Here is a 19648-nt window from a genome sequence, read left to right on the forward strand (position 1 = left end):
TAGCCTTTAGCCTTTAGCCCATTAATTTTAACAATTCCGGATTCCAAACCGTAAAACGACCCATGCCAACCCAATTCCTCGAAATTGCCGAACTTCTGGATAACCTCGAAGCCGATATTCGCCACCAAATAGCAGACCGCAAGCTGGATAATCCATTATTGATCGGCATACACAGCGGTGGAGCCTGGATCGCTCAACACATCCATCAGCGCTTGGCTACAACTGAACCTTTGGGGTTGCTGGACATTACTTTTTACCGCGATGACTTTTCGCAAATCGGCATGCATCCCAACGTCAAAGCCAGTCAATTGCCGCCACATTTGGAAGGCCGCAACATCATCTTGATTGACGACGTGTTTTATACCGGCCGCACCATCCGCGCGGCGTTAAATGAAATTTTCGACTATGGCCGCCCCAATCAAGTGCTGTTAGCAGTGTTAATCGAACGTAATGGCCGTCAAATCCCCTTACAGCCCGATTGTCGTGGCAGCCGTATTGACTTGCCGGCAGGTCAGCGCATCAAGCTCATAGGCCCCGAACCCTTGGGGTTCGATCTTCAAACACCTGCCTGCGCGGCTTAAATTATGAGCCTACCCTTACAACTCACCAAAAGCGGCCAACTCAAGCACTTTCTGAGCATAGATGGACTCGACCAGGCTTTGTTGACCGAAATTCTCGACACCGCCGAATCTTTCGCCGGCATGTCAGAACATCAAGTCAAAAAAGTACCGCTGTTACGTGGCAAGACTATCGTTAACCTGTTTTTCGAAAACAGCACCCGCACCCGCACCACCTTTGAATTGGCGGCGACCAGACTTTCGGCAGACGTGTTAAACATCAACATTGCCACCTCCGCCACCTCTAAAGGCGAAAGCCTACTGGATACGATTCGAAATTTGGAAGCCATGCATGTGGACATGTTTGTGGTACGACACGCCATTAGTGGCGCGGCACATTTCATCGCCCAGCATACCGCACCCCACATTAGCGTTATCAACGCCGGCGATGGTCAACACGCCCACCCCACGCAAGCAATGCTGGATATGTTCACCATTCGTCAACATAAAAAACAATTTGCCGGCCTGAAAGTGGCTATCGTCGGCGACATCCTGCATTCCCGCGTCGCGCGTTCGCAAATACGGGCGCTAAATGCCTTAGGCGTTGCCGAAGTACGTGTCATCGCACCGAAAACCCTGTTGCCGGCCTATGTCGAAAGTATGGGCGTTATTCCGCTACATGATATGCACGAAGGCTTGCGAGATGTTGACGTCATCATCATGTTGCGATTACAAAAAGAACGGATGAATTCGGCCTTTTTACCCAGTGAAGGCGAGTTTTTTCGCTGCTATGGATTGACCGAAGCCAAACTGAAACTGGCTAAACCTGATGCCATAGTCATGCACCCCGGCCCGATCAATCGCGGGGTAGAAATTGCGTCTAGCGTCGCCGACGGTCCGCAATCGGTTATTCTGCAACAAGTGAGCAATGGCATCGCGGTGCGCATGGCGATTATGACGATGACTATGGGCAGTCACGGAGCCTCTGTATGAGCAAAATTTTAATCAAAAACGGTCGTATTATCGATCCAGCCAACAGCATCGACACCATGGGCTCGTTATGCATTGCAGATGGCAAAGTTCTACAGGTGATCAATCCGGCAACCGACTTCACACCGGATCAAGTCATCGACGCCGCTGGCCAAATCGTCTGCCCAGGCTTCATCGATTTAAGTGTGCGCCTACGCGAACCCGGCCATAGCCAGAAAGGCAGCATAAAAAGCGAAACCCGGGCCGCGCTCAGTGCCGGCGTGACATCACTTTGCCTGCCGCCCGACACCAAGCCCTGCATCGATAGCCCTGCGGTGGTGGAATACATCAAGGACAAAGCAGAAGCCGCTAATTACTCGCAGATCTACAGTATCGGCGCCTTGACCCAACGCCTGGACGGCAATGAACTCAGCTCGATGTTCGCCTTGAAACAAGCCGGCTGCATTGCTGTCAGTAACGCTCGGGCGCCACTGGGTAATCTGTTGATTCTGCGTCGCGCCATGGAGTACGCCAGCAGCCACGACTTACTCTTGTTGTATCGAGCAAACGAAGCCGCCTTAAGTGGCAAAGGCTGCGCGCATGAAGGTGCCATTGCGACCCGTTATGGTCTACCCGGCATTCCGGTCGCAGCTGAATCCATCGCCCTGGCCCAAGCCCTGGAGTTGGCGCAATTAACCGGCTGCAGAATACATATCAGCCAGATCAGCTGCAAACAATCGGTGATCAAAATCCAGCAGGCTAAAAAATATGGCCTAAACGTAACCGCCGATGTTGCCATACACCAACTACATTTAACCGAAAATGATGTCACTCCTTTCGACAGTCATTATCATGTGATACCACCATTCCGTAGCGAAGAGGACTGTTACTATTTGTGTGATGGTCTAGCCAATGGCACCATAGACGCCATTTGCTCCGATCATCAACCGCATGACCTGGACGCCAAACTCGGTGCCTTCCCGGAGACCGAACCCGGCATCGCCGCCCTGGAAACTTTATTGCCGCTGACCTTGAAATTTGCCGAACAGCACAAGCTTGAATTAACCCAAGCCCTTGCCAGCCTGACGCAAAATCCAGCAGCCATTTTAGGCTTGGATGCAGGCAGCTTGACAGCTGGCTTTCAGGCCGACATCTGTATTTTCGATCCAAAACAGAAATGGGAAGTTAATCCAGAAACCTGGCGTAGCGCCGGTCGTAACACGCCTTATTGGCAGCAAACCCTGACGGGTAAAGTCACCCATACTTTACAAGCCGGTCGTTTGGTATACAGTTTTTAAAAATGAGCATATTTTATCGCTTAGCACATCATAAAGGCTTGCCATACTTAGTCCAGTACACGCAAAATGACCCAATTCAATCAAGCCATCCAAATCATTTCTAAATGCATCACAAAACATTCGCCAAGGAATTTTCATGAGCTGTATCAAAAACCGCGCTAGCGCCAGCTCCGTCTCATCCAGTATCATCGACGACCTTAAAGGTGACCAATCCTGGCGAATTTTTCGTATCATTAGCGAGTTTACCGAAGGCTTTGATGAGTTATCCGATCTGTGTGATGCTATCTCAATTTTCGGTTCGGCCCGTTTAGCTGAAGATCATTTTTATTATCTAAAAACTGTAGAACTGGCAGAAGCCCTCAGTAAAGAAGGGTTCGCCGTTATCAGTGGCGGAGGCCCTGGCATTATGGAAGCCGCCAACAAAGGTGCACATATGCAAAACAGCCCTTCCATAGGCTTGAATATCGAATTGCCTTTGGAGCAAAAACCCAATCCCTATCAAAGCCTGACACTAAATTTTCGTTACTTTTTCGTGCGCAAAGTCATGTTCGTCCGCTACTCGATTGGTTATGTCTGTATGCCGGGCGGCTTTGGTACGCTAGATGAGTTTTTCGAAGCCTTGACTTTAATGCAAACCCATAAAGTTTATCCGCTACCACTGGTATTATTCGGTAGCGACTTCTGGGGTGGACTGATGGATTGGCTAAAAAATAAAATGCTTGAATACGGCACTATTTCCGAGGAAGACATGCAGCTAATATCGGTGACCGACGACGTAGAGGAAGTCGTTAAAATCATGATGGCGCACCGTGAATGGAAAGACCAACAGCGCCATCGCCAACATCCTACGCCTTAATTGATCTTAATAAAAACAAAGGACTTTGTTCATCATGACAACACCTGATTTGACTCCCGCCCAAACAGCCTTAAACCAGCTCAAAGCCCACATCAACACCCAAATCATTGGTCAGGATGTATTGGTAGAGCGGATGCTAATCGCTTTACTGGCTGATGGTCATCTGCTAGTGGAAGGCGCACCCGGCCTGGCAAAAACTCGTGCTATCAACGTTTTAAGCCAGGGCATAGAAGCGGATTTTCATCGGGTTCAGTTTACCCCCGACCTATTGCCGGCCGATCTGACCGGTACCGAGATTTATCGGCCCCAGCAAGCCTCATTTGAATTCCAGAAAGGCCCGCTATTTCATAACCTGATTCTGGCTGACGAAATCAACCGCACCCCGGCCAAAGTGCAAGCGGCCTTACTGGAAGCCATGGCAGAACGCCAAATTACGGTCGGCAAGGCAACGTATCCATTGCCGCCGCTGTTTATGGTCATGGCCACGCAAAACCCGATTGAACAAGAAGGAACCTATCCGCTTCCGGAAGCGCAACTGGACCGATTCTTACTGCATGTCAAAATCGATTATCCTAACGCGGTACACGAAAAAACCATACTGCATCTGGCGCGCGAAGAGGCCAAAGGCGCTCTAAAATCCGGCCATAAACCGGTAGAAAAAATCAGCCAGCAAACCCTGTTTGCAGCCCGCAATGAAGTGCTGGATATCTACATGGCCGAGGCGCTGGAGCAATACCTGCTGCAAATCATCCTGGCCACCCGCACGCCTGCTGCTTATGGCGAGGACTTGGCTAAATGGATTGAATACGGCGCCAGCCCGCGCGCCAGTATTGCGCTGGATCGCTGTGCGCGCGCCAAAGCCTGGCTGGATCAGCGAAACTTCGTCGACCCCGGCGATATACAGGCACTCGCTTACGATGTATTACGGCACCGATTGATTTTGTCTTACGAAGCCGAAGCCGAAGGCATCAGCAGCGACGATGTCATCAAACAATTGATTGCGCGCATTGCTGTGCCTTGACACTTTCACTCATCACGTTAATTCAAACATGAAGAAATTACCTAGCCTGGTTTTTTTGTTATTAGTAGCTACCTCCGTCGCTCAAGCTAAAACTGTTGGCTGCGTCACCACTAGCTGGAAACTCATCGGCGCCAATCACAAGATTTGCGTCGAAGCCTTTTCCGACCCGAAAATCGCCGGCGTTACCTGCCATGTCAGCCAGGCAAAGACTGGCGGTGTATCCGGTACTTTAGGTCTTGCGCAAGACCCGTCGCAATTCTCGCTATCCTGCCGGCAAACCGGACCTATCAGCTTACCTGCCGATTTACCGCAGGATGAAGAAGTGTTTTCCGAAGGCACCTCTTTTTTATTCAAGGAAACCCGGGTAATGCGTTTGTGGGATAAGCCTCACAACACATTGGTCTATCTGGCAATTAGTCGAAAACTAATTGACGGCGCGCCATCGAACAGCATTTCCACTGTGCCGGTGATGCCCTGGGGAACAGCTACTACCCCCGTACGATAAATATGTCTTCTTCAAACGCCCCCACCAACGAGCGCATCAGCGTCAGCTTAAAAACCCTGGTTGACTTAGCCAAACCTGCAGCGGCTTTAAGCTTACGGTCAGGCAAGATTCGCGCGTCCCAAAGCGGCAATTATCTATCGCATTTCAAAGGCCGCGGCATGGCCTTTGCGGAAACCCGTTTGTACCAACCCGGCGATGATGTGCGACGTATGGATTGGCGTGTCACCGCCCGTACCGATAAGCCGCATAGCAAAATATTTTGCGAAGAACGCGAGCGTCCGCTGTTTATTTCCGTGGATTACCGCCCCAGCATGACATTTGCTACCCGGGGTGTGTTCAAATCCGTGCAAGCTGCAAAATTGGCGGCATTACTGGCTTGGGCCGCTCAGCAACAAGGTGATCGCATCGGTGGACAAATTTTCAGTGCCGCCGGCTGTATGGAATTAAAGCCGCGCACCGGCAAAGGCGCGTTGTTGCGCTTTCTCAACGCCCTGGTGCAACCTAGCTATACCAATAACCGTGATAACACGTTGGAATTTGCCCTATCACGTTTACAACATCACGCACATCCCGGTAGTCGGGTTTATATCATTAGTGATTTTCGCGGTCTCAATAGCGCTGCGGAAAATCATCTGACCTTGTTAGCCAGGCATTGCGAAGTCATTTTGCTGCAGATATATGACCCCTTGGAATGTGAATTACCCAATAAAGGCCGCTACCGATTTACCGACAAAATCCGCGACATCATTATCGATAGCAGCGACCATAAAGTTCTGCAGGACTATCGGCAACGCTTTCAGCAACGGCAAGATCATTTAAAACAGTTGAGTCAAAAACTACGTTTGACATTAATCGCCTGCGGCACACATCAATCTGCATTCGAAGTGTTAAATGCCTTCCGCTCACATTAGCGTATGTAGTTGTTGCTTGCCTGATTCTCCCGACTCACCTACACTCGATAAACAAACGACTACTAATATCAAACCCTATAGCTAAAATTATAAGCCCCTAAAATCAAAAGGTTTTTAGTCGCTACTTAAGCTATAGCTTAAAAAAAATCCCAAACTTTTATTCCAGGAGCTCGATGCTAGCCACTGTTTTTCGCATATCCGGCCTCGCCATGATAATTTTTCTGGCTGGCTGGCTAGGGTCTAACATAATTTTACCACCTGCCTATGCCAGTCCGTTGTGGCCACCCGCCGGCCTGAGCCTGACTGTGCTGTTGATTTGGGGCAAAAACCTTTGGCCTGCGGTTTTTTTAGGCGCCTTTGCCAACAATCTTCTGGTTGGCACAGAGTCTATTGATGCCTTGAATGCTAGCCTGCTAATTTCATCTGCATTAATTGCCTGCGCCAGTACGCTGCAAGCTAGTGTAGCCGTACTGTTATCCTGGAAATGGCTAGGATCTGGCGTTCCACTGCTTAATAGAGCAAAACCCATACTGTTATTTTTTCTTCTGACTGGCCCAATTGCCTGTCTAATTGCTCCTTCAATGGGTGTTAGCATTCTGTTAGCGTTTGGCATCATACCCTCATCGTTAGTAGCCTCATCATGGTTCAATTGGTGGATAGGTGATAGCTTGGGCGTTTTGATTGTTTGTCCGCTAGTGTTTTGCCTATTGGCTCAACCTCGCACCCTCTGGTCATCTCGGTTGTTACGCGTAGCTTTACCCTTATCGATCTCTCTACTGGTTTTAACCTCTGTTTTTATGCTGGTCTATAACGCAGAAAAAATACGCATCCAGCTTGAATTTGACAACCAAGCAAAAGTCATAGATCAACTCATCGTCGATAGTGCCATGCAAGTTATCGATAGCAGCCTTTCCCTGAGGGATTTTTTTGTTACAGCCAGCCCAGTCAATCGCAATCAGTTTGCTGAATTTTCTCAATCACTGCTGGCAAGACACTCTGAAATCCAGGTATTTGAATGGCTACCAAGGGTTTTATACGCTGAATTACCGGCTTTTGAACAAGCCATACAGAGCCAGGGTTTTCCTGCCTTTAAGGTCATGCAGATTGATAGTTTAGGCAATTTGGTTCCAGCGAAAAAACGCGAAGAATACTTTCCAATTACCTTCATACAGCCCATGCAGGGCAATGAGCGCGCCTTTGGTCTCGACTCGCTTTCTAATTCCTCCAGCAAACAATCGAAAGACAGGGCTCGCATCACGCATCAACCCAGCGTTTCACAAAAACTAACTTTGGCTCAAAGCCAGCATCAGGCGTCGGCAGTAGTTCTATCGATACCGGTGTTTGCCCAATCACCCACCGAATCCATCACTGGTTTTATTTCCGCAGTGATTTTACCGGCTGTTCTGGTTGATGTGTCTTTGAATGGACATGATCTAAAGCCATTTGCCTTACGCATTTTGGATTTAAACGCTCCCGCCGATCGATCTAATTTATTCAATCAATCGATTGCCGACGAATTGACAGCCGACACCGGCTTAACACCCTGGACGCACGAGTTTTTATTTTGCGATCGCACTTGGCAACTAACCATTGCCGCAAGCAGTCATTTTCTGAATCAACACACGTCTCTACTGCCTTGGCTGACTCTGTTAGGCGGTTTAAGCTTCACCAGCTTGCTAAGTTTTTTTCTGTTAACCCTCAGCGGACGAACTGCAGAGGTAGAAAATTTGGTGGATGCGCGCACTCTGGAACTGCAACAGGCCAACGCTGAACTTAAAACCACCGAGCAAACCCTGCGCGAATCAGAAACCCATCTACGCACCATCCTAGATTCCGAACCAGAATGCGTGCAATTAATCGATCACAATGGCAGCATTTTAGATATGAATCCCGCCGGCCTTGCCATGCTGGATGCCGATAATCTGCCACAAATACAAAGCGCATTCATTGGGCAGCTGATATTGCCAAAATATCAATCCGCCTTTGAAAAGCTCCTAAAACAGGTATTTGCTGGGGAATCAGGCAGGCTGCAATTTGAGGTCATGGGCTTAAAGGGCCACCACCGCTGGCTGGATATTCATGCTGTTCCCATGCGAGACGGCCTGGACAACATCATGGCGCTTTTAGGGGTAACGCGTGATATCACCTTTCAAAAACAAGCAGAAGACCAACAAAAACTGGCCTCCCGGGTATTCGGTGAAGCCCATGAGGGTATATTAATTACCGACGCCGACGGAAACATCATTGATGTCAACCCAACCTTTAGCAAAATCACAGGCTACAGCAAGCAGGACGTCATCGGCAAAAACCCCAGGATTTTACAATCCAACCTGCACAATCAAGTGTTTTATCAAGATATGTGGCAAACATTGATTCGTGATAAACATTGGCGCGGTGAAGTCTGGAATCGTAAAAAAAATGGCGAACTGTATGCGGAATTACTCACCCTATCGGCCTTGTGTGACGAGGAAGGGCAAGTTATTAATTTCATCGGCCTATTCTCAGATATCACGCATCTCAAACACCAGCAAGAAATGCTGGAGCAACTAGCTCACTACGACCCATTAACCCAATTACCCAATCGTACCTTGTTTGCTGACCGACTTACCCAAGCCATAGCCCGCAGCAAACGGGATAAATCATTATTAGCCATTTGTTTTCTGGATCTGGATGGCTTCAAACCGGTCAACGACCAGTTTGGTCATGAAGCGGGCGATAGTGTTTTGGTTGAAGTCGCAGAGCGCCTGAAATATTGTCTGCGCAAGGAAGATACCGTTTCCCGGCATGGCGGCGACGAATTTGCCTTATTATTGGGCGAATTGCATTCCATTGAAGAATGCTGTGAAACCCTAATCCGCATCCATCACGCGATTGCTGAAAGCTTTGTCATCCATCAGCATGACATCCATATTGGTGTCAGTAGCGGCATGACTATTTATCCGCTGGATGATGCCGATCCTGACACTTTGATTAGACATGCCGACCATGCGATGTATCAGGCTAAACTGGCTGGCAAAAACCGTTATCATTTATTCGACGCCAATCAGGATCAATTGGTGATAGATCGCCATAAACAACTCAATGAGATTGAATCTGCATTTATGCTGATGCAATTTGTGCTGCATTACCAACCCAAAGTCAACATAAAAACCGGCCGGGTAATAGGTATGGAAGCACTGATTCGCTGGATGCACCCACAACATGGATTAATTGCGCCGCAAGAATTTCTGCCCGTGATTGCCTCCGATGAACTGGAAATCCGCATTGGCAACTGGGTTATCGAACAAGCTTTAAGTCAGCTGAGTATCTGGCGCAAGCAAGGCCTGACGATTGAAATCAGCGTAAACATATCCGCCTATCACCTGCTATCGCCCGGCTTTATCGATCATCTGGAATCTGCCTTGGCTAGCAACCCTCTGGTAGCTTCGCACCTTTTACAACTGGAAATATTGGAAAGTACAGCGCTGGATGATTTATCTGCCGTCAACCGGATTATCAAAAATTGTCGCGATGTACTGGGCGTTACCACTGCCCTGGATGATTTCGGCACCGGCTATTCTTCGCTGGCGCATTTACGCCACCTGCCGGTGAATGCCGTCAAAATAGACAAGGGGTTTGTGCGTGACATGCTAGACGATCCCGATGATTACGCGATTGTGGAAAGCGTCATTAGCTTGAGTCAGGCTTTTCGTCATCAAGTCATTGCCGAGGGTGTCGAAACCCTGGAGCAAGGTTTGGTGCTGATGCTAATGGGTTGTTCTATTGCACAGGGATTTGGTATCGCCAAACCTATGCTAGCCAGCGAGGTTGCAAGCTGGATAACCCATTACCAGCCATTTCCCGACTGGCTGGCGCTTGCCAACAAAAGTTTAACGGCACTGCAAACCCAGGTGACTATTCGTCGGATAGACCTGAATCAATGGCTACAACGTGTCCACCAATGTCTAAATAGCAACCAAAATAGCATGGCCTACTGGCCTATCATGCTGCCTAATAAAAGCCATTTTGGTCGCTGGCTTGGACAAGCTGAACAACAGAACCCGTATAATAGCCAATGTATGGTAAAAATAACTGCATTGCATGCGGAACTGCTACAAAAAGGAAATGTCCTGATGCATCAGTTCTGGGAAGGTGAATCGCAATCCGCTCGCAACGGTTTTGCCGAATTGGAACAAATTCATCGTCGCTTGGATGCCTGCTTGGCTGAATATGCTTAATTAAATACATGGACTCATTAGATTTAAAAGACATTCACTTACCGGATAGCATAGGTTGGTGGCCACCTGCCCCAGGTTGGTGGCTACTGCTTCTGGCATCCATTTTGGTCTTGTTTGCCGCTAGAATTATTTTCCGCCGATTGACGGCTAAAACTGCTATCAAACATGCGCAAAAATTACTGAAACAACTCCGCCAGCAACCCGATGACAAGCTTGAAACACTGACGACCCTATCGGCCTTGCTGCGCCGCACCGCCATCAGCACGACTACGCGTAGCGAAGTTGCTGGGCTGCGCGGCCAAGCCTGGTTGGAATACCTGGATCACTGCTTGCCTGATGCGCCCTTTAGCAAGGGCGTAGGCCGCTGTCTGGCAGATGCGCATTATCAAAAATCAGAACCGGATGAGGTCGACTTTGAAGCTTTGTTCAATCTGTGTGAGCGTTGGTTAAAACAGCAGGGTAAAAAATCATGATTACCTTTCAATGGCCCTGGCTGGCATTCTTGTTGCCGATACCATTTTTATTGCGCTGGCTATTGCCTGCCAAACCGCAAAGCGAGCAATCAGCACTGATCGTACCTTTCCTGGATGACTTCCCCAGCCGCCAGGCGCAACGCATCAGCACTCAACAACGCTGGCCATTCCGCCTGGCTGCGTTTGCCTGGATCTTGCTTGTGATAGCTTGCACGCGTCCGCAGTGGCTGGGAGAGCCATTGGAACTAGCGGTGAATGGTCGCGATCTGATGTTGGCTGTAGACGTATCAGGCAGTATGGACGAAAAAGACTTTATTATTAACGACCAGCCTTACGATAGATTGACCGCCACTAAATATGTGGTGAGTGATTTTATCCGCCGCCGGGTGGGTGACCGTATCGGCTTGATTTTATTTGGTACCCAAGCCTATCTGCATGTGCCCTTGACTTTCGACCGTAAAACCGTGGAAACACTGCTAAATGAAGCGTTTATCGGCATCACCGAAGATGAACCACAAACTTCCATTGGTGACGCCATAGGTCTGGCTGTCAAACGTTTGCAGGATGAAAAGAACGAAAGTCGGGTCTTGATATTATTGACTGACGGCGCCAACACAGCAGGCGAACTCAGCCCCTTGAAAGCGGCTGAAATCGCCGCACAACATCATTTAAAAATCTACACCATAGGTATCGGTGCTGACGAAATGCTGGTGCGCAGCTTGTTTGGCACTCGACGCGTGAACCCGTCTGCCGATCTGGATGAAAAAACCCTGAAAGCCATTGCCGACATTACTGGCGGCCGCTATTTCCGCGCTCGCAACACCGAAGAGTTGAATCAGATTTATTTCATCCTCGATCAACTGGAACCCGTAGAAAAAGACAAACAATTTTTCCGGCCTAAATCCGACTTGTTTTACTGGCCTTTAGCCATATCGCTGGCTTTAGCTGGATTTCTGGCCGCCAGCCGTTTGAGGTGGCAATAATGTTAGCGGACTTTCATTTCCTCAGACCCTGGTGGTTATTGGCTTTATTGCCTGCGGCAGCATTGCTGATTTTATTAATTAAAAATAAAACGAATCGGGGAGATTGGGCGTCTGTTTGTGATGCTGAATTACTGCCTTTTATCCTGCAAGAAAAACCACTACAAACCCATGCCAGCGAATGGGTAACCGCAGCACTAGCGATATTATTAAGCATTTTGGCGTTGGCCGGCCCCACTTGGGAGCGCTTACCTGGTCCTGCTTTTCGTAATGAATCTGCGTTAGTGATTGCGCTGGATTTATCAAAATCCATGGACGCCACCGACCTCAAACCCAGCCGCATCAGCCGCGCCCGCTACAAAATCAGCGACATTCTAAAGCAACGTAAAGATGGTCAGACTGCGTTAATCGTGTATAGCGGCGATGCTTTTATCGTAACGCCGCTCACTACCGATACCGACACCATCAACAGCCAGCTGGAAGCCTTGAATACAGACATCATGCCCAGCCCAGGCAGCAATACCGGTGTTGCCATAGAAAAAGCTGTGGACTTATTACATCAGGCCGGCTTGGCGCAAGGTTATATTCTGCTGGTGACGGATGGTGTCGATCAGGATAGTGCTGCTGAAGCCAGTCGAATTTTGGGCGATTATCGTTTGTCAGTGCTGGCGATGGGAACCCTCGAAGGCGCGCCTATCCCGATCGCCAACGGCGGATTTTTGAAAGATAACAACGGCAATATTGTGGTCGCCAAGCTGAACCCTGCGGAATTATCCGATTTGGCAGCCGCTGGCCACGGTATTTATCAGCCAGCAACCGCCAATGATACGGATGTTGAGCGGTTGAATAATGTATTTAACAAAGCCGTCAATAGTAAAAATAGCGAACCAACCGATAGCTTGTTGCAGCAATGGGATGAAAAAGGCCCTTGGCTATTACTGCTGGTGCTGCCATGGGCTGCATTACGTTTTAGAAAAGGCTTGCTGACTTTTGCCCTAATCTGCTTACTGCCATTACCGCAGAATGCTGAAGCCCTGGACTGGCAAAGTTTTTGGAAAACCCAGGATCAACGCGCGCAACAGGCCTTTCAGCAGCAGCAATACGATCAAGCTGCCGAGGCATTTGAGAATTCGGACTGGCGCGCTGCGGCGCAGTACAAAGCCGGCCATTATCAGGAGGCCGCCGAAACCCTGAAAAACGCCCAAACAGCCGATGGTCTATATAACCGTGGCAATGCTTTGGCCAAAGCCGGTCAGTTACAGGAAGCCATCCAAGCTTATGACCAGACCCTGAAGTTAAATCCACAGCACGCGGACGCCAAATACAATAAAGACTTGGTGGAAAAACAGCTACAGGATCAACAAAAACAGCAGGATAAAGATAAAGATAATAAATCCTCAGACCCATCATCCCAAAACAAAGATCAACAGTCGGACCAATCAGAGGATAAAGATAAAGATAAAGAAAAAGACAAACAAGAACAAAACCAGAAACAAGACAACTCGCAAAGCCAGGAACAAGGACAGGATCAGCAACAGCAACAGCAACAGCAACAGCAACAGCAACAGGATGACGGTAAACCAGCGGATAATCAGCAAGAATCACAACAGAACCAGCAAAAACAGCCTGAACCGGAACAACAAACCGATCAGCCACAAGACGCTAACCAAACACCTAAACCTGCTAAACCTGAGCAGCCTCAATCTTCAGAAGCTGAAAAAGCTCAACAGACTACAAGCGAGCAGAATGAAATCCAGCGCGCCAATGACCAATTGCTAAAACGCATCCCCGATGAACCCACAGGATTATTGAAGCGTAAATTCAAATACCAATATGGGCAACGCGATCCTCCTCCACATAATGGCCCAAATTGGTAACCACTAGAAGTTCGTGGCTCCGATTTTGCTAACGCGGTGTTTAAGCATCAAAACTCCGCGTTCCAGACACAAAATTACAACCGCCATCTGCAGCTATTTGGCGATATGCTTATGTTGTTGCGATGGGGGGGCTTTTACACAGAAATGCCCGCCACAGATACAGGGTGATTAAAATTCATCCTTGAAATAGCGTACTCAAAAACATATTATTAAATTGATATTTTAGAAAACACCTTACTATTCAAAATGAAAAATAGTCAAAAATTGTTTCTTGCCTTGTGTTTAATCATGGCATCCTGCACCCCGGAAAAAGACTCTAACAAAAAACCCGATAGCTATGAGGTAATATCCCCTTTAGTTAAAGACACCAGTTACACCAGTAATTATGTCGCCGAAATTCAATCTGTCCGATATGTTGAGGTAAGAAGTAAAATAAAAGGCTTTATAGAAAAAAATTATGTCGATGAGGGCCAATCAGTCAAAAAAGGCCAGCTTTTATTTACTCTTAGTTTTTTAGAGTTTGAAAAAGAATTACAAAAAGCCAATGCAGATCATAAAGGGGCTTTAGCCGATTTGAAAGCTGCCGAAGTTGAGTTTTTCAACGTCAACCGTTTGGTGGAGAAAAACATTATTGCTCAACCTGAATTAGATGTTTTGGAAGCTAAAGTCAATGCATTAAAGGCTAAAGTTGAAGAAGCTGTGGCCAACAAGGAACAGGTGGCCTTACATCTATCGTTCGCCCAAATCAAAGCACCTTATGACGGGGTTATCAATCGTATTCCACACAAAATGGGTAGCTTGATTGAAGAAGGCGATATGTTGACTTCTATTTCAGACAATAGCGAGATATTCGCCTATTTCAATTTATCGGAAATTGATTATCTTAACTACATATCCAGCGGCGAAAAGGAAATCAAAACTGTAAATTTAAGACTGGCTAACAACGAGATATATCCTCACCCAGGAAAAATAGAAATGATAGAAAGTGAATTTGATCGTGAAACCGGCAATATTGCTTTCAGAGCTAGATTCCCAAACCCCGATGCCATTTTAAAACACGGCGCAAATGGCAAGATTATTGTGAACAAAGAACTTAAAAATGCGTTAGTCATTCCGCAAAAATCAACCTTTGAAATTCAAGATAAACTCTATGTATTCGTAGTAAATAAAGACAACGTATTAAAACAACGCAATATTATCCCAAAAATGCGCTTTACCGATTTTTATGCGGTTGAATCCGGCCTATCCAAAGACGAAAAACTAGTCTTCGAAGGCGTTGAAGATGCAAAAGATGGCATCAAAATAGAGCCTGTTTATGTTGATTTAGCTACGGCTATGTCTCCCGATAATCAAGATTAGTCGAAGGCAAACTCAGCATGACATCTAAATTTATTCATCGCCCGGTACTGTCTATTGTCATTTCGGTACTGATTACCTTTCTGGGTCTATTATCGTTGACGCAACTACCCGTCACCCAATTCCCCGATATTGCGCCACCTGAGGTCAATGTCACCACCAAATTTACCGGCGCCAACGCAGAAGTGGTGGTCAAAGCAGTCATTACGCCGCTTGAGAGAGCGATCAATGGTGTGCCCGGTATGGCTTATATGTCGTCGGTTTCCGGCAATGATGGCTCTGGTGAAATTCAGATTATTTTTAAAGCGGGTACTGATCCGGAAGTAGCTGCCGTCAATGTACAGAACCGAGTCTCGTCGGTGCTGGACGAATTACCCGCAGAAGCCATTAAAGCAGGGGTTATTGTTGAGAAAGTACAAAACAGTATGTTGTTGTACATCAACCTGCTCAGTTCTGACCCCACACTGGATGAAAAATTTCTGTACAACTTTACCGACATTAATGTTTTAAAAGAGCTGAAACGCATCGAAGGGGTTGGTTTTGCCGAAATATTGGGCTCCAGAGAATACGCCATGCGTGTGTGGCTAAAGCCTGATAAATTACAGATGTACAACATTTCGGCCGCAGAGGTGATCGAAAAATTAAAAGCGCAAAACGTGGAAGCCGCACCGGGTAAAATTGGTGAAAGTTCGGGCCGGGAAAAACAAGTTCAGGCCCTACAATACGTTTTGAAATACACCGGCAAACACAATACCCAGGCAGCCTACGAAAACATTGTCATAAGCGGCGACGAGAAAGGCGAAATTTTGCGGCTAAAAGATATTGCCGATGTTGAATTCGATTCACAAGATTACAACGTGCTTTCCAAGGAAAATGGTCAGCCTTCAGCCGCCATCATCTTGAAGCAGCGGCCGGGCAGTAATGCCAAACAGGTCATCGACAATATTAAAACGTCCATGGCGAATATCAAGGCATCATCTTTCCCGCCAGGCATGGACTATACCTTGAGTTATGACGTGTCAGAATTTTTAAATGCTTCCATTCATGAAGTGATTAAAACCTTGGTTGAAGCCTTTCTGTTGGTCGCTTTGGTGGTTTTTATCTTTTTACAAGATTTCCGCTCAACCTTAATACCCATTATTGCTGTACCCGTATCACTGATCGGGACCTTTTTCTTTATGCAATTGCTGGGCTTTTCTCTCAACCTGATTACGCTGTTTGCATTGGTACTGGCCATCGGCATCGTGGTTGATAACGCGATTGTGGTAGTGGAAGCCGTGCACGCCAAGATGGAGCACTCGCATATGGGACCAAAACGCGCTACGGAACATGCGATGCGCGAAATTAGTGGGGCGATTATTGCGATCACACTGGTCATGTCTGCAGTATTTTTACCGGTATCCTTTATGGAAGGTCCCGAAGGGGTTTTTTACCGGCAGTTCTCTTTGACCATGGCTATCTCGATTGTATTGTCAGGTATAACCGCGCTCACTTTGACGCCTGCCCTGTGTGCCTTGTTTCTGAAAAACATGCATGCTGACAAGCCGGCGAAAAAATCGGTTTTGCAAAAATTCTTTGATGGCTTTAACCACTGGTATAACGGGCTTTCCGATGGTTATAAACTGCTGATTGGCGCCATCGCAAATCGAAGAATAGTCACGTTTGCGATCTTGCTGGGATTTTCATTCGGTGCGGGTTTTATAGGTCAGTCCGTGCCATCCGGCTTTATTCCCGAAGAGGACCAAGGCACCGTATACGCCAATATCACTACGCCGTCTGGCGCAACCCTGGAGCGCACCGAAAAGGTATCGGATGAAGTGCAGCGCATCGCATCCAGCCTTAATGCCGTCAATTCGGTTTCAGGCCTAGCCGGCTTCAGCTTACTGTCAGAAGGTACCGGCGCCGTGTATGGCATGAATCTGATCAGTTTGAAAAACTGGGAAGAACGCACGGAATCCGACAAGGACATAATCAAATTACTGGAAGAAAAAACCCAACATATCAAAGATGCCAGTGTCGAATTTTTTACCCCACCCCCGGTACCCGGTTACGGTAATTCCAGTGGTTTTGAAATGCGTTTATTGGACAAGTCCGGCTCGGATGATCTGGCAAAATTGCAGACAGTGGCAACCGCCTTTGTCGAAGCATTGAATAAGCGGCCTGAAATTACCAACGCTTTTACCACCTTTAACGCCAGTTTCCCGCAATTTTTACTGCATATCGATGGTGACAAAGCGGCACAAAAAGGCATCACCGCCGACAATGCCATGAGCACGTTGCAAACCCTAATCGGTAGCGAATACGCCACCAACTTTATCCGTTTTGGTCAGTTATATAAGGTTATGGTGCAGGCGCTGCCGGAATATCGCGCCCAGCCCGACGATTTATTGAAGCTATATATCAAAAACGATGCCGGACACATGGTGCCTTTTTCATCTTTTTTACAGATCGAAAAGGTTTATGGCCCCGAACAGGTCACCCGTTACAACATGTATACCTCGGCCATGGTTAACGGACAACCTGCTCCAGGCTATAGTAGCGGACAAGCGATTGCGGCTATCAAAGCCGTGGCGGCGGAAAGTTTACCTAAAGGCTTTGGTTACGATTGGGCAGGCTCTTCCCGCGATCAGGCTAATGCCGGTAACCAGGCTATTTATATTTTCTTAATTTGCCTGCTGTTTGTCTATTTATTGCTCGCCGCACAATACGAAAGCTTCATGCTGCCTTTTGCCGTTATTTTATCGCTGCCAATTGGCGTATTCGGGGCGTTATTTTTTCTGATGATGATGGGGCTGGAAAACAATATCTACGCGCAAATCGCCATGATCATGCTGATCGGTATTCTGGGCAAAAACGCTATTTTGATCATCGAATTTGCCGCCATGAAACATAAACAAGGCATGTCGCCGTTTGCAGCAGCCATAGAAGGCGGGGTACTCCGGTTGCGGCCTATTTTAATGACTTCGTTCGCCTTTATTGCCGGCCTACTTCCGTTAATGTTTGCTTCTGGGGCCGGCGAAATTGGTAACAATACCATCGGCGCTGCAGCAGCCGGTGGCATGATTTTCGGCACAGTGTTCGGCGTCATCATTATTCCTGGCTTATATGTGGCTTTTGCCGGCATTCATGATAAGCATCACCGTAGTGGCACGAAAGAAGAAGCCCCTTTTACCGAAACTATTTGAGTTCATGAAGCGTACACTTTATTACCCGATTGCCCTCTCGGCATTGACTGCGCTGAACACGGCATGCAGTCTCAACACCGATTTAACCATTCCTGACAAACCAATGCCACCAAGCTTTCAGGATCAGCCTGAGCAGCCAGATGGCGCTAACGTAAGCACGATTAACTGGCGAGAATACTTTTCTGACAGCCAATTGCTTAACTTAATCGATACGGCTGTCGGCAATAATCTAGATCTACAAATAGCTTTACAACGCATTGAAACTGCACGTTCTAGTGTGAAATTGGCAAACGGCAACCTGCTGCCAAAAGTTGCATTGAATATCGGCGGTGGAGTGAGTAGATTCGGACTTTACACTATGGATGGTGCCGGTAATGCCACCACTGAAATTACGCCAGGACAGACCGTTCCGGTGAATTTGCCGGATATGTTTGTCGGTGTACAGTCATCGTGGGAAATCGATGTGTGGGGCAAATTGGAAGACCAACGTAAATCTGCCACCTCAACTTACCTTTCAAGTGTTGAAGCGGCTAATTTTGTTATCTCCAACTTAGTATCTGATGTGGCCATTTACTATAACGAATTATTGGCACTGGACCATGAACTTGAGATTATCAGACTGACGATACAGAAAGAACAAGAAGCGCTGGAGGTCATTAAACTGCAGAAGCAAGCCGGCAGAGCTAATGAATTGGCTGTGCAACAGTTCAATGCACAGTTGCTCAGCACGCAAATATCTGAAAAAACTGTCCGGCAACAAATTACCGAAATCGAAAATAAAATCAATTATTTATTGGGCCGCTATCCACAACCGATAGAACGATCTAAAGATGTATTTTTTACTGAAACCTTTCACGAATTATCCGCAGGCGTACCTTCACAATTATTGGAAAATCGGCCCGATATCCGTGCCGCTGAATTTCAGATAGCAGCCAGCAAATTCGATTTACAAGCGGCTAAGGCTGCGTTCTATCCGACTGTGAATATTACCGCAACTTTTGGTTTTCAGGCCTTCAACCCGGAGTTTTTATTTGTATCACCAGCCTCAATCGCCTATTCAGTTTTTGGTCAATTAATTGCCCCGATTATTAATATGAAGGCCCTGGAAGCTCAGTTCAATACGGCTCAGGCCAATCAATTGAGCGCCATGTACAATTACCAAAAAACCATTTTGAATGCTCATGTTGAAGTAGCCAATCAGTTGGCCAACATAAAAAATCTCAAAGACATCAGCATATTGAAAAAGGAACAAAGTGATACATTGAAACAGTCGGTTGATGTTTCCAAGGATCTCTATAAATCGGCTAGAGCAACTTATTTGGAAGTGCTGATTGCGCAACAAAGTGCTTTGCAATCCAATCTAGAGCTAATTAATGTCATCAAACAACAACGTATATCCGGAATAACGCTTTACAAAGCGCTAGGTGGGGGATGGAGGTAATT

Annotated in this window: 14 protein-coding genes; all 14 read left to right on the forward strand. The window is 47.3% G+C overall.

All coding sequences use genetic code 11. The annotated features are described in order from the left end of the window. Positions 1 to 62 precede the first annotated feature (62 nt). The 14 genes from pyrR to A1359_RS06945 all read left to right on the forward strand — a co-directional run bounded on the left by pyrR (position 63) and on the right by A1359_RS06945 (position 19646). Positions 63 to 581 carry a bifunctional pyr operon transcriptional regulator/uracil phosphoribosyltransferase PyrR gene (gene pyrR / locus A1359_RS06880; RefSeq protein ID WP_066980041.1) on the forward strand — a complete coding sequence of 173 codons (519 nt, stop codon included), beginning with the start codon at positions 63 to 65 and terminating at the stop codon, positions 579 to 581. A gap of 3 nt (positions 582 to 584) precedes the next feature. Then, positions 585 to 1550, forward strand: coding sequence for an aspartate carbamoyltransferase catalytic subunit (locus A1359_RS06885; RefSeq protein WP_066980044.1), 966 nt, complete (start codon positions 585 to 587; stop codon positions 1548 to 1550). Beyond that, positions 1547 to 2824: a dihydroorotase gene (locus A1359_RS06890; protein WP_066980047.1), complete on the forward strand. Its 1278-nt coding sequence runs from the start codon at positions 1547 to 1549 to the stop codon at positions 2822 to 2824. Before A1359_RS06885 ends, A1359_RS06890 begins: the two co-directional genes overlap by 4 nt. A 136-nt stretch (positions 2825 to 2960) precedes the next feature. Beyond that, positions 2961 to 3680: an LOG family protein gene (locus A1359_RS06895; protein WP_066980050.1), complete on the forward strand. Its 720-nt coding sequence runs from the start codon at positions 2961 to 2963 to the stop codon at positions 3678 to 3680. Positions 3681 to 3714: 34 nt separating this feature from the next. Then, on the forward strand, positions 3715 to 4701 hold the full coding sequence (locus tag A1359_RS06900; RefSeq protein WP_066980053.1) for an AAA family ATPase: 987 nt from the start codon (positions 3715 to 3717) through the stop codon (positions 4699 to 4701). A 28-nt stretch (positions 4702 to 4729) separates the two neighbouring features. Continuing rightward, on the forward strand, positions 4730 to 5206 hold the full coding sequence (locus A1359_RS06905; protein ID WP_066980056.1) for a CreA family protein: 477 nt from the start codon (positions 4730 to 4732) through the stop codon (positions 5204 to 5206). Between the two features lie 2 nt (positions 5207 to 5208). Next, on the forward strand, positions 5209 to 6117 hold the full coding sequence (locus tag A1359_RS06910) for a DUF58 domain-containing protein (RefSeq protein ID WP_066980059.1): 909 nt from the start codon (positions 5209 to 5211) through the stop codon (positions 6115 to 6117). 173 nt (positions 6118 to 6290) lie between these two features. Next, positions 6291 to 10334: an EAL domain-containing protein gene (locus A1359_RS06915; RefSeq protein ID WP_066980062.1), complete on the forward strand. Its 4044-nt coding sequence runs from the start codon at positions 6291 to 6293 to the stop codon at positions 10332 to 10334. Between the two features lie 8 nt (positions 10335 to 10342). Next, positions 10343 to 10807, forward strand: a complete 465-nt coding sequence (locus A1359_RS06920) for a DUF4381 domain-containing protein (RefSeq protein ID WP_066980066.1) — start codon at positions 10343 to 10345, stop codon at positions 10805 to 10807. After that, positions 10804 to 11790, forward strand: a complete 987-nt coding sequence (locus tag A1359_RS06925) for a vWA domain-containing protein (protein ID WP_066980069.1) — start codon at positions 10804 to 10806, stop codon at positions 11788 to 11790. The genes A1359_RS06920 and A1359_RS06925 overlap by 4 nt, the downstream gene beginning before the upstream one ends. Beyond that, positions 11790 to 13664 (forward strand): vWA domain-containing protein, encoded by a 1875-nt coding sequence (locus A1359_RS06930; protein ID WP_066980072.1) that lies wholly within the window; start codon positions 11790 to 11792, stop codon positions 13662 to 13664. Before A1359_RS06925 ends, A1359_RS06930 begins: the two co-directional genes overlap by 1 nt. A 246-nt stretch (positions 13665 to 13910) precedes the next feature. Continuing rightward, positions 13911 to 15023, forward strand: a complete 1113-nt coding sequence (locus tag A1359_RS06935) for an efflux RND transporter periplasmic adaptor subunit (RefSeq protein ID WP_066980075.1) — start codon at positions 13911 to 13913, stop codon at positions 15021 to 15023. A gap of 17 nt (positions 15024 to 15040) precedes the next feature. Continuing rightward, positions 15041 to 18205, forward strand: coding sequence for an efflux RND transporter permease subunit (locus A1359_RS06940; RefSeq protein ID WP_066980079.1), 3165 nt, complete (start codon positions 15041 to 15043; stop codon positions 18203 to 18205). 4 nt (positions 18206 to 18209) lie between these two features. Continuing rightward, positions 18210 to 19646 carry a TolC family protein gene (locus tag A1359_RS06945; RefSeq protein WP_066980082.1) on the forward strand — a complete coding sequence of 479 codons (1437 nt, stop codon included), beginning with the start codon at positions 18210 to 18212 and terminating at the stop codon, positions 19644 to 19646. Positions 19647 to 19648 lie beyond the last annotated feature (2 nt).

The organism is Methylomonas lenta, assembly GCF_001644015.1.
Lineage (GTDB): Bacteria > Pseudomonadota > Gammaproteobacteria > Methylococcales > Methylomonadaceae > Methylomonas > Methylomonas lenta.